Genomic DNA, 12,100 nt, shown 5'->3' on the forward strand with positions numbered 1-12,100 from the left:
CTCGCTCCCACAGGGGATTTGCGTTGGACGCAACGTCTGGATTCATCCGCGATAGATCAGTCGCGAAGCCTTCTCGTTACGCAACGTCAGGTGTTCCATGCCTAGCCCCGGTGCCTCGGCTTCCTCGCGGGCCTTGAGAATCACACCGTGGTGCGGTGACTTGCTGCACACCGGGTCCGCGTTGGCGGCGTCGCCGGTCAGCATGAATGCCTGGCAGCGGCAGCCACCCAGGTCCTTGTGCTTTTCATCGCAGGAGCGGCACGGCTCCTTCATCCAGTCATCGCCACGAAAGCGATTGAAACCGAAAGAATCAGTCCAGATGTGCTCGATGCTGTGCTCGCGCACATTGGGAAACTGCACCGGCAACTGTCGGGCGCTGTGGCAAGGCAACGCCGTGCCGTCGGGGGTGATGTCGAGAAACAGATTGGCCCAGCCGTTCATGCAGGTCTTGGGGCGTTCTTCGTAGTAATCCGGGGTGACGAAGATCAGCTTGCACGGGTGGCCCTGCGCCTCAAGACGCTCCCGATACTCATTGGTGATGCGCTCGGCACGCTGCAATTGCTCACGAGTGGGCAACAGGCCAACCCGGTTGAGTTCGGCCCAGCCGTAGAACTGGCAGGTCGCCAACTCGACGAAATCCGCTTCCAGTTCCAGGCACAAGTCGATGATCTGCGCGATCTGGTCGATGTTGTGCCGATGGGTGACGAAGTTCAGCACCATCGGGTAGCCCTGGGCCTTTACCGCCCGGGCCATCGCCAGTTTCTGCGCGAAGGCCTTGCGCGAGCCGGCGAGCATGTTGTTCACCGCTTCGTCGGCGGCCTGGAAGCTGATCTGGATGTGGTCCAGCCCCGCGACCTTGAAATCGCGCACTTTTTGCTCGGTCAGGCCGATGCCCGAAGTGATCAGGTTGGTGTAGTAACCCATGTCCCGGGCGGCCTTGATCAGTTCGACCAGATCCTGACGCACCAACGGTTCGCCGCCGGAAAAACCCAGTTGCGCGGCACCCATCTCCCGGGCCTCGCGGAACACCCGAATCCATTCCTCGGTGCTCAACTCTTCGCCTGATTGGGCAAAGTCCAGCGGGTTGGAGCAATACGGGCATTGCAGCGGGCAACGATAGGTCAGCTCCGCCAACAGCCACAGCGGCGGACCCGGACGCGAGTCACTCGATCCAGAATTGAGCATGGGCCACCTCCAGAAATGCCAGCACATCTTCGTCGATCCCCGGTACGCCGGGGAAACTCTCAGACAGTCGATCAATGATCGCCGCAACGCTGCGCTGGCCGTCCACCAGATCGAGGATCTGCCCGGCACTGTCGTTAAGTTTGATCATGCCTTCGGGGTACAGCAGCACGTGACAGTCCTGACGAGGTTCCCATTGCAGGCGAAAACCCTGGCGCAGCGACGGTGATTGCTCGCGGTTGATCAGGCTCACAGGGCAATCCCCCGGTGCCAGACCTGCTCCGTGGTGACGCTGTGATACGGCGGGCGTTCCAGCTCGTAGGCCATGCTCATGGCGTCGAGCATGCTCCACAGCACGTCGAGCTTGAATTGCAGGATTTCCAGCATGCGTTGTTGGCCTTCGACCGTGACGTAGTGCGCCAGGGTGATGCGCAAGCCATGCTCGACATCCCGTCGTGCCTGACTCAGGCGATTACGGAAATAGTCGTAACCGCCGACGTCGATCCACGGGTAATGGGCCGGCCAGGCATCGAGCCGGGATTGGTGGATCTGTGGTGCAAACAGCTCGGTCAGCGAACTGCTGGCGGCTTCCTGCCAACAGGCGCGACGGGCGAAATTGACGTAGGCGTCCACGGCGAAACGGACACCGGGCAGCACCAATTCCTGCGAGAGGATTTGCTCGCGATCCAGCCCCACTGCTTCGCCCAGCCGCAGCCAGGCTTCGATCCCGCCTTCGCTGCCGGGTGCACCGTCGTGATCGAGAATTCGTTGCAACCATTCCCGGCGCACGTCGCGGTCCGGGCAGTTGGCGAGAATCGCCGCGTCCTTCAGGGGGATGTTCACCTGGTAGTAGAAGCGATTGGCGACCCAGCCTTGAATCTGCTCGCGGGTTGATCGGCCGGCGTACATGGCTTGGTGGAATGGATGGTGGATGTGGTAGTAGGCGCCTTTGGCGCGCAGGGCCGCTTCGAATTCGGCGGGGGACATTGGGGTGTCAGTCATTGCGGTTCTCCGGGGAATCTGCGGTGTCTGGTCTGGCCTCATCGCGAGCAAGCTCGCTCCCACAGTGGATCTGTTGCGAACTTGAATCCCCTGTGGGAGCGAGCTTGCTCGCGATGAGGCCATCCGCTACAGCTCAATACTCATGCCGTCAAACGCCACTTCGATCCCGCGCCGCTCCAGCAACGCCCGCTCGGCCGAGTCTTCATCGAGGATCGGGTTGGTGTTGTTGATGTGGATCAGCACCTTGCGCTGGCGGGGGAAGCCTTCAAGGATGTCGATCATGCCGCCAGGGCCGCTTTGGGACAGGTGACCCATTTCACTGCCCAGGTTCTGGCCGACTTCGCAGACTCGCATCTCGTCGTCGCGCCACAAGGTGCCGTCCAGCAACAGGCAATCGGCGCGTTGCATCCAGCTCAGCACCTCGTCGTCGACCTGTCCCAGGCCCGGCGCATAGAACAGCGAAGCACCGCTGCGTCGGTCTTCGATAAACAAGCCGATGGTGTCGCCCGGCTGCGGATTGCCGCGATTGGGCGAGTATGGCGGTGCGTTGCTGACCAAGGGGATCGCGCGAAATCGCAGGTGCGCGCACGCCGGGATGCTGAACGGCTCGCGGTCGAGCCCGACCGGTTGCCACTGCAACCCGCCGTTCCAGTGCTTGAGCATGGTGAACAACGGGAAGCCGCTGCTGAGGTCTTCATGGACCCGTTCGGTGCACCAGACCGAATGCGGGCAACCTTCGCGAAGGCTCAACAGGCCGGTGCAATGATCGATCTGGCTGTCCAGCAGGACGACGCCGGCAATCGCCGTGTCACGCACCCGGCGTGCCGGTTGCAGCGGCGCGAAACTCTCGAGTTGCGCGCGAATGTCCGGTGAAGCATTGCACAGCACCCAATCCACACCGTTGTCGCTCAGGGCAATCGAGGACTGGGTGCGCCGTTGGGCCCGCAGGCTGCCATTGCGCATCGCGGCGCACTGGCGGCAGTTGCAATTCCATTGCGGAAAACCACCGCCAGCGGCGGATCCGAGAACGCGAATGTGCATGGGCAATGCTCCAGAAGGCAGGCCCGGCCAACGCAACAGCTGGCCGGGTGAACAATCAGCGGTTGGCGAAATACATCGTCACTTCGAAGCCAATACGCAGATCGGTAAACGCGGGTTTAGTCCACATGGGTCAATCCTCTTCTTATGCCGGACGATTCCGGTAAAGCCATTAATGCACGGGACGCCAGGCACCCGAATGCTACTTTCGAACGAGGTGGCGGCGTGCATTGGTAGGGGGTGTCGGCAGATTTTCAGCACACCCAAAACCAATGTGGGAGCGAGCTTGCTCGCGATGGCGGCGTGACTGTCAACATCAATGTTGAATGTACTGGCCTCATCGCGAGCAAGCTCGCTCCCACAGGTTCTTCAGTGTTCTTGCGGAGGTTAGAAGAACCCCATCGGGTTGATGTCGTAGCTCACCAGCAGGTTTTTGGTCTGCTGATAATGGTCGAGCATCATCTTGTGGTTTTCACGGCCGACACCGGACTTCTTGTAGCCACCGAACGCGGCGTGGGCCGGGTACAGGTGGTAGCAGTTGGTCCAGACACGCCCGGCCTTGATCGCCCGGCCCATGCGGTAGGCACGGTTGATGTCGCGGGTCCACAGACCGGCACCGAGGCCGAACTCGCTGTCGTTGGCAATTGCCAGGGCTTCGGCTTCGTCCTTGAAGGTGGTGATACCCACCACCGGGCCGAAGATTTCTTCCTGGAACACGCGCATTTTGTTGTGGCCCTTGAGCAGGGTCGGCTGGATGTAATAACCCGTCGACAAGTCGCCCTCAAGACGCTCGGCCGCGCCGCCGGTGAGCAGCTCGGCGCCCTCTTCCTGGGCAATTTTCAGGTACGAGAGGATCTTGTCGTATTGCTGCTCGGACGCCTGGGCGCCGACCATGGTTTCGGTGTCCAGCGGGTTGCCGCGCTTGATCTTGACGATCTTCTGCATCACCACTTTCATGAAGTCGTCGTAGATCGACTCCTGCACCAGCGCTCGCGATGGACAGGTGCAGACTTCGCCCTGGTTGAAGAACGCCAGCACCAAACCTTCGGCGGCCTTCTCGATGAACTGCGGCTCGGCTTGCATGATGTCTTCGAAGAAAATGTTCGGCGACTTGCCGCCCAGTTCAACGGTGCTTGGAATGATGTTCTCGGCCGCGCATTTCATGATGTGCGCGCCAATCGGGGTGGAACCGGTGAAGGCAATCTTGGCGATGCGCTTGCTGGTGGCCAGCGCCTCACCGGCTTCGCGACCGAAACCCTGAACGATGTTCAGCACACCGGCCGGCAGCAAGTCGGCGATCAGCTCAGCGAAGACCATGATCGACAGCGGCGTCTGTTCGGCGGGTTTGAGTACCACGCAGTTACCGGCGGCCAGGGCCGGGGCAAGTTTCCAGGCGGCCATCAGCAGCGGGAAGTTCCACGGAATGATCTGCCCGACCACGCCCAATGGCTCGTGGAAGTGATAGGCGGTGGTCAGCTCATTGATCTCGGCGGCACCGCCCTCTTGAGCGCGGATGCACCCAGCGAAGTAACGGAAATGGTCGGCAGCCAGTGGCACGTCGGCATTCAGGGTTTCGCGCACGGCTTTGCCGTTGTCCCAGGTTTCGGTGACGGCGAGGATTTCCAGATTCTGTTCGATGCGATCGGCGATTTTCAGCAGCACCAAGGAGCGGTCCTGCGCCGAGGTTTTGCCCCAGGCGTCAGCCGCGGCATGGGCGGCATCGAGGGCTTTTTCGATGTCCGCGGCGCTGGAGCGAGGGAATTCGGCGATCACTTCACCGTTGACCGGCGAAGAGTTGGTGAAGTACTCACCATTGACCGGGGCGACGAACTCGCCGCCGATGAAATTGCCGTAGCGCGGTTTAAACGTAACGACGGCGCCAGGTGTACCAGGTTGTGCGTAGATCATGGTGGGCCTCTGTCTGGGTCGATGCCTGTCGGGCAAACAGGCGATGAACCGATAGTAGAGAGCCCTGCGCGTCAGACGAATGCGCCGTTGGCAGGAGGACTCTCGTTATTTGGTAGTAGATGATCGTTCCCACGCTCCGCGTGGGAATGCAGCCAGGGACGCTCTGCGTCCCAGAGCGGACGCAGAGCGTCCGTTGAGGCATTCCCACGCAGAGCGTGGGAACGATCAGTGGCAGTAATCAGTGTTTGGCGACCAGGTCTTTCGGCAGCTTGAAGGTCCAGAGCATGCCGCCCTGGTTGAAGTCCTTGATGCGCTTGGCCACTTCGCCGCCCCACAGCGGAACAGCACCACCCCAACCCGAGAGAACCGAGACGTACTGTTCGCCGTCCATTTCCCAGGTGATGGGCGAGCCGAGTACGCCGGAGCCGGTCTGGAATTCCCAGACTTTCTCGCCGGTCTTGGCATTGAATGCCTGCAGGAAACCTTCCGGCGTACCGGTGAACACCAGATTGCCCTTGGTGGTCAGCACGCCGCCCCACAGCGGCGCGTAGTTCTTGTGGCGCCAGACTTCCTTGCCGGTTTTCGGGTCGATGGCGCGCAGCACGCCGATGTAGTCTTCATTCAATGGCTTGATGGTGAAACCGGCACCGAGGAACGCCGCGCCTTTTTTGTAGGCGATGCCTTCGTTCCAGATGTCCATGCCCCACTCGTTGGACGGCACATAGAACAATCCGGTGTCCTTGTTGTAGGCCATCGGCATCCAGTTTTTCGCGCCGAGGAACGCCGGGGCTACGAATACCGAACTGCCTTTGGCTTCGGTGCCGGGCGCGCCTGGGCGGCTGGCTTCGTTGTAGATCGGCCGACCGTCTTTATCCAGGCCGGTAGCCCAGGTGATTTTGTCCACGAACGGGAAGCCGCGAATGAATTTGCCGTTGGTGCGGTCCAGCACGTAGAAGAAACCGTTACGGTCAGCGGTCGCGGCGGCTTTGATCTCTTTGCCGCCTTCGGTGTAGTTGAACGAGACCAGCTCGTTTACGCCGTCATAGTCCCAGCCGTCGTGAGGCGTGCTCTGGAAGTGCCACTTGATGGTGCCGTCATCCGGATTGAGCGCCAGACGCGACGACGAGTAGAGGTTGTCGCCAGGACGCAGGTGCGAGTTCCACGGCGCCGGGTTGCCTGTGCCGAACAGCAGCAGATTGGTTTCCGGGTCGTAGTAACCGCCGAGCCAAGGGGCGGCGCCACCGGTTTTCCAGAGATCGCCGGGCCAGGTCTTGCCGGCTTCACCGCCGGAGATGCCGTTCTCTATCGCTTTGCCATCCTTGTAGGTGTAGCCCATGTGGCCTTCGACGGTTGGACGGGTCCACAGCAGGTCGCCGTTTTTCGGGTCGTAGGCTTCGATTTTGCCGACCACCCCGAACTCGCCACCGGCGACGCCGGTAATCAGTTTGCCGTTGATCACCAACGGCGCGGCGCTGATGGAATAGCCTTCCTTGTGGTCGGCGACTTTCTTGCTCCAGACGACCTTGCCGGTGTCTTTGTTCAGGGCCACGAGCTTGGCGTCGAGGGTGCCGAAAATCACCAGGTCGCCGTACAGCGCGACACCACGGTTGATCACGTCGCAGCAAGGGCGGATGTCATCGGGCAGGCGCGCATCGTATTGCCAGAGTTTCTTGCCGGTGCGCGCATCCACCGCAAACACCCGCGAGTAGGAACCGGTCATGTACATCACGCCGTCCTTGATCATCGGCTGTGCTTGCTGACCGCGTTGTTTTTCACCGCCGAAGGAGAACGCCCAGACCGGCCGCAAGTCCTTCACGTTGTTGACGTTGAGGGTGTCCAGAGGGCTGTAGCGTTGACCCTGGACGCCCAAACCGTTGGTGACGATCTGCCCCGGGTTCTTGGGGTCCTGGAGGATGTCTTGATCAGTGACGCCGGCCAATGCCGAGCCAGACAACAGCATGGCACTGAGCAGCACGCTCAAGACGAAGGGTTGGCGACGTGCGGGTTGGGTCATGACGGCTACCTCTGCAGTTTTTTGTTATACCCGGGAAATTTTCCCGGTCTGGTGCAGATTCTTGGGCGCCGCCGCCCTTGGAACAATTGCCCGCAGTGCTGAGATTGCTAGTTCCTTAGTACCGGGTCGGAGGAGATCAACACAAGTCCCCTGTGGGAGCGAGCCTGCTCGCGATGAGGCCCTCACACTCAGCATTGATGTCGGCTGAAACACCGCCATCGCGAGCAGGCTCACTCCCACATTGGATTTGTGTTGGTTATTAGTTCGCGGCGGAATCGACACGGGTCATCTGCCCGCGCTCGTAACGCGGGTACAAATGGCTGACGCTGCGGATCAGCTCGTAGCGGCTCAGACTGATCCCGGCAAACCGTTCGGGAATGGGGCTGCGGATCATCTCGGCCATATCACTGCCATTGGCGGCGCCATCGCGCATCAACTGGTCGAGCCAGCTGAGGTAGTCGCGCATTTGCTCGAACGGCTGTTGATCGCTGGCCACCGGCCCATGGCCGGGAACGATCAGCGTCCACGGCAAGCCTTGCAAGGTGGCGATGTCCGCCAGCCACACCGCCAGCCCCGGACTGTTGGGCGTGGTCAGCGCCCGTTGGTAAAACACCAGATCCCCGGCAAACAGCACACCGGTTTTCTGGTCGAGAATAGCCAGATCCGCGCCCGTGTGCCCACCCAGGCCCAGTAGACGCAGATCGTGATTCCCAAAACTTTGCACGCCAGGCGTCAGCGTCCGGGTCGGCAACACCACTTCGGTGCCGCGCATCCAGTCGCCCACCAGTCGGTACATGTTCTCGGCCATGGCATCGCCTTGCTGTTGCAACAGCTCAGTGGTGCCGGCCAGCGCGCCAATCGGCACGTCACTGAAGGCCTGGTTACCGAGTACATGATCAGGATGATGATGGGTCAGCAGCACCTCGATCACCGGTTTGTCGGTGACCGAGGCAATCGCCTTGCGCATCGCTTCGCCGTAGCGTTTCGACGGTCCGGTGTCGATCACCACCACGCCGCGTTCGGTGACGATGAACGCGGTGTTGACGATGTTGCCGCCGTTGGCCTTGGCGAAATTATCGGTGCTGCCTTCCAGCAGCCAGGTGTCTTCGGCGATCTGCCGGGGCTCGAGTGTGTATTCAAGATCCGCCAAGGCCGGCAGGCTCAAACCGAGGAACAACAGCAGCATCCAGCGCATCACGCGCTCCTTTGGGTCAGGGTATGGCCGCATCGAATTGATTGCCGCTGTTGTCGCGCAGCATCAGGCGCGTCTGCCCTGCCCCTTCGATGTCGAAGGTCAGATTGGGGTTTTCACTGACAGCGGGAAACAACTCAAGACGGGCCAGCAACTGATCGTTCTGATCCCGCAGTTCGGCATGGTTGATGAAGAATTCCGGGATTCCGCTGACCATGCCGTTGTCCATCGGGTGCGCCACCTGCAAGCGCACGCGACTGAACTCGCCCCGGGGATAACGACCGCCCAGCACTTCGCCGATGCGCTCTTCCCAGCCCGGCTGAGTGCGCACCACACTCGGCGCCGTGCAACCGCCGCCGGCCGCATCGATCAGGGTCGAGCCGACATGCCACAACCCATCACGGGTCAGCACTGCCGCGCGCAACGGCGTGGCCTGTTCGATACGGATGCGAATCGACAGCCACGGCAGCACCCGGTCCAGCGGCTGAAAATCGACAATTTTCGGCAGCGGGTTGAGTTCAGCCCAGGCGAGGATTTTCACCACCTCGCCCTTGAACGCTCGCGCGTCGATTTCCAGCGGCACCTGCCGGGCGTCTTCGGCGAAGGGCGGCGCCAACAGCTTGACCCGATCGTCGAACACGAACGGCGCATCGCCGAGCATCTGCTTGTGATAGAAGGCCCACATCACCGAGGGCACCGGGTCTTTGCCCGGGTCGATGTCCACGGCGTGCGCGGCGATGGGTAACCAACAGGCCAATAGACAACCCGCTCGCCAGTTCACTATTGATACATCTCGGGCACGTCATAGCGCAGGCCGTAATGCCCATAAATGGTTTTGACCGAACCATCACGGATCAAGGCTTCCAGCGCCTCTTCCACGGCATAGGCCAGTTGACGGTTGCTTTCGTGCACCGCCATGCCGATCTCCCACAGCTGCTTGCCCATGTTCGGGTAGGCGTTTTCCGCCAGCGCCACTTGCGGGTCCGCCGCTTCATGCACTTGCCAGTCGATCTCGCCGCGCATGGCCATGACCGCGTCGACTTCACCGGCCTTCATGGCCGCGAACGCTTGAGGCACACCGGGATAGTGATGCGTTTTGGCGGCGAGCATCCCGCTGAACACCGAGGTCAGGTAGAACGACGGCACGCTGTCGACTTCGACGCCGATCGGGTGATGCTCGAACACGGCGACGCTACCGACTTTGTCCAGCCGGCGGCGGTCATAGGCAACCTGCCATTGTTCGTTCTGGTACGGCCCGAACATCACCACATGGCCGTTTTCCAGCTCACCCAGTTCATTGCGCTTCTGCGCGTAATCGCGGTCGTACGGCACGCGCATCATCAGGTCAGCCAGTTGCAGATCGTGCAACTGACTGGCACGCCAGATGTAATCGCGCAGGTCATCGTCGAGTTTCTCGCCGGCCGGCGCCCAAATCAAAGTGAGCCGCACGCCGAGGGCCTTGGCCAAGGCTTCGGCGAGTTCGACATCAACGCCACGGGCCTGGCCGGCGTCTTCGAAACTGTAGGGGGCGAAGTCCTTGTAGACCGCCACTTTCAGTTCCCTGGCGGCGATCATTTCGTCATAGGTACGGACCTGCGCCTGCGCTGCCTGGCAGCACAGCAACACAGCACTGATCAACACAGCGAGCAGGCGCATGGGTTATTCCTCGACGTGAACGCTGTCCAGATAAGTGCGCACCGCCCACAAAGCTTCCTGGCTCAGGTAGTCGGCCATCTTCGGCATGTAGACCCGGCCGTCACGCACGGCGCCATGGCGCACGCGTTCGACGAACCACTCATCACCGGCATCAGCGACATCGAGCAGGCGCAAATCGGGGGCGATACCGCCGGATTTGGCTTCCAGGCCATGGCAGGCTGCACAATTCTGGTTGTACGCCGAGGAGCCGATTTCCAGGGCCTTATCATGTTCCGGCGAAGTGCGGTAAGGGTTCACCGATGCCCAACCATCGGCATCGACCTTGACGCCTGCGTCCTTGATCGGGGTCAGGCCCGGGGTTTCCACCGCTTGCGGCACCACATTGCCGTGGGCCCAGACGGAACCTGCGCTGATAAAACCGGCCAGCAGTCCGGCAACGAGTAAGGCGTTGCGTTTTGTTTTCATTGTTATGCCCTCTTGATTGCACGCAAAACCTCTGTGAAGAGGCTATGGCACCCATCTTAGGAAGGGCTTCGCACAAGCCCCATGCTGCTTTGGTGGCCGCCGTCTAGTTCCTTGGTAGTAGGGCTTGTGGCGCCACAGCGCCGACACGGCTAGCGCCCCGGTGTCATGGGCAAAACCAGCAACGGCGCGGGACGCGGGCCGTGGAGCTTGTCGACGCCGATCAAGGTCAGGATCAGCAGCAACGGCAGGAGCAGCGCTTTGAGAATACGCATGATCGATCGCCTCCAATGTGATGGCCGTTATTGCCCATGCTAAAACCGCGCCGCCCCGGGCGAGTTACTACCTTGGTATTGGCTCATTGGTACTTTCTGCATATTTCCTTCTGCCTCACAGCGTTCCTATGCTGGCGCTACCTGTAATGGAGTGCCTTATGCGCCAGCTTGCCCCTTACGCCCTGATCTACCTGTTGGCGATTGCCTGCGCCGCCGGGCTGGCGACCCAGAGCCAGGCCGCGGACGCGCCGTTGCAGGTGCAGATCGGCTACCTGGGCTATCGCCCCGACCCGGGCCCGTTGCTGTCGAACGTCATTCCCGAGCCGGTCGATGCAGGGCTGCGTGGCGCCGAACTGGCAATCACCGACAGCAACAGCACCGGGCGTTTCCTCAACCAGAGTTACAACCTGGTGAGCACCAACGTCGACAATCCAGATGCCTTGGTCGAAGCGGCCAAGGCTCAGCATGAACAAGGTCTGCGCCTGTTTGTCGTCAACGCACCGGCCGCCAGCCTGCGCCGGCTCAGCGCCGTGCTGCCCGACAGTTTGCTGTTCAACGCCGGCAGCCCCGACGACAGCCTGCGCACCACCGACTGCCTGCCGAACGTGCTGCACAGCCTGCCGAGTCGGGCGATGCTCGCCGATGCGCTGGCGCAATTTCTGGTGGTGCGCAAATGGCAGCGGGCGCTGCTGATCGTCGGCCCGACCCCGGACGATCAAGCCTATGCCGCCGCCCTGCGCCGCGCGGCCAAACGCTTCGGCCTGAAACTGGTCGCGGAAAAAGCCTGGAGTTTCGACAACGATCAGCGTCGCAGCGCCCAGGCCGACATGCCGCTGTTCACCCAAACTGCTGAGTACGACGTGGTGCTGGTGGCGGATGAACGCGGTGATTTCGGCGAATACGTGCCCTACCAGACCTGGTACCCACGGCCGGTCGCCGGCACTCAGGGGCTGACCCCGGTGGGCTGGCACAAAACCGTGGAAACCTACGGCGCCGCCCAGTTGCAGAAACGCTTCGAAGCCCTGACCGGACGCTGGATGAATGACCGCGATTTCGCCGCCTGGATCGCCGTGCGCAGCATCGCCAGTGCCGTGAGCAAACTGCGTCAGGTCGATGCGATGGCGATCCGTACGCTTGAAATCAGCGATCAATTGCCGCTGGACGGCTTCAAGGGTCGCAAGCTCAGTTATCGGCCGTGGAACGGCCAGTTGCGCCAACCCATTCCCATCGTGCAGCCCCGGGCGCTGGTCAGCACGTCACCGCAAGACGGCTTCCTGCACCCCTTCAACGAAATGGACAGCCTCGGTTACGACAAGCCTGAGGTCAGCTGCCGCTTTCCCTGATCCTCCCTCCACAACAATTACAAAAAAG

The 12,100-nt window shown here is 61.4% G+C and carries 13 protein-coding genes; 1 reads left to right on the top strand and 12 read right to left on the bottom strand.

Annotated elements, in window-relative coordinates:
- Positions 1–42: 42 nt before the first annotated feature.
- From pqqE to AC3IUE_RS17665, 12 genes are all read right to left on the bottom strand, one after another.
- On the bottom strand, positions 43–1,185 hold the full coding sequence (gene pqqE, locus AC3IUE_RS17610; protein ID WP_046048899.1) for a pyrroloquinoline quinone biosynthesis protein PqqE: 1,143 nt from the start codon (positions 1,183–1,185) through the stop codon (positions 43–45).
- The gene (gene pqqD / locus AC3IUE_RS17615) at positions 1,163–1,435 is read right to left on the bottom strand and encodes a pyrroloquinoline quinone biosynthesis peptide chaperone PqqD (RefSeq protein ID WP_095128187.1); all 273 of its coding nucleotides are present in this window, start codon (positions 1,433–1,435) and stop codon (positions 1,163–1,165) included. The genes pqqE and pqqD overlap by 23 nt, the downstream gene beginning before the upstream one ends.
- Entirely contained in the window at positions 1,432–2,184 is a 753-nt protein-coding gene (gene pqqC / locus AC3IUE_RS17620) for a pyrroloquinoline-quinone synthase PqqC (RefSeq protein ID WP_489263109.1), read from the bottom strand. Before pqqC ends, pqqD begins: the two co-directional genes overlap by 4 nt.
- Before the next feature lie 126 nt (positions 2,185–2,310).
- Entirely contained in the window at positions 2,311–3,225 is a 915-nt protein-coding gene (gene pqqB, locus AC3IUE_RS17625) for a pyrroloquinoline quinone biosynthesis protein PqqB (RefSeq protein ID WP_489263110.1), read from the bottom strand.
- Between the two features lie 55 nt (positions 3,226–3,280).
- Positions 3,281–3,352, bottom strand: a complete 72-nt coding sequence (gene pqqA, locus AC3IUE_RS17630) for a pyrroloquinoline quinone precursor peptide PqqA (protein ID WP_003253598.1) — start codon at positions 3,350–3,352, stop codon at positions 3,281–3,283.
- Positions 3,353–3,609: 257 nt separating this feature from the next.
- On the bottom strand, positions 3,610–5,130 hold the full coding sequence (gene exaC / locus AC3IUE_RS17635) for an acetaldehyde dehydrogenase ExaC (RefSeq protein WP_046048903.1): 1,521 nt from the start codon (positions 5,128–5,130) through the stop codon (positions 3,610–3,612).
- A 238-nt stretch (positions 5,131–5,368) separates the two neighbouring features.
- A complete protein-coding gene (locus AC3IUE_RS17640) occupies positions 5,369–7,144 on the bottom strand; it encodes a PQQ-dependent methanol/ethanol family dehydrogenase (protein ID WP_046048904.1) in 1,776 nt (591 codons plus the stop codon).
- A gap of 259 nt (positions 7,145–7,403) precedes the next feature.
- Positions 7,404–8,339 (bottom strand): quinoprotein relay system zinc metallohydrolase 1, encoded by a 936-nt coding sequence (locus tag AC3IUE_RS17645; protein ID WP_489263111.1) that lies wholly within the window; start codon positions 8,337–8,339, stop codon positions 7,404–7,406.
- Positions 8,340–8,355: 16 nt separating this feature from the next.
- On the bottom strand, positions 8,356–9,117 hold the full coding sequence (locus AC3IUE_RS17650) for a quinoprotein dehydrogenase-associated SoxYZ-like carrier (protein ID WP_489263112.1): 762 nt from the start codon (positions 9,115–9,117) through the stop codon (positions 8,356–8,358).
- Positions 9,117–9,992, bottom strand: a complete 876-nt coding sequence (locus AC3IUE_RS17655) for a substrate-binding periplasmic protein (protein ID WP_489263113.1) — start codon at positions 9,990–9,992, stop codon at positions 9,117–9,119. Before AC3IUE_RS17655 ends, AC3IUE_RS17650 begins: the two co-directional genes overlap by 1 nt.
- A 3-nt stretch (positions 9,993–9,995) precedes the next feature.
- The gene (gene pedF, locus AC3IUE_RS17660; protein WP_489263114.1) at positions 9,996–10,457 is read right to left on the bottom strand and encodes a cytochrome c-550 PedF; all 462 of its coding nucleotides are present in this window, start codon (positions 10,455–10,457) and stop codon (positions 9,996–9,998) included.
- A 149-nt stretch (positions 10,458–10,606) separates the two neighbouring features.
- Positions 10,607–10,729 (bottom strand): hypothetical protein, encoded by a 123-nt coding sequence (locus AC3IUE_RS17665; RefSeq protein ID WP_008149743.1) that lies wholly within the window; start codon positions 10,727–10,729, stop codon positions 10,607–10,609.
- 158 nt (positions 10,730–10,887) lie between these two features.
- Between AC3IUE_RS17665 and AC3IUE_RS17670 the strand changes: the two genes are divergently transcribed.
- Positions 10,888–12,072: an ABC transporter substrate-binding protein gene (locus tag AC3IUE_RS17670; protein ID WP_489263115.1), complete on the top strand. Its 1,185-nt coding sequence runs from the start codon at positions 10,888–10,890 to the stop codon at positions 12,070–12,072.
- The last annotated feature ends 28 nt before the right edge of the window (positions 12,073–12,100 follow it).

This window comes from Pseudomonas sp. GL_093 (genome assembly GCF_057837605.1).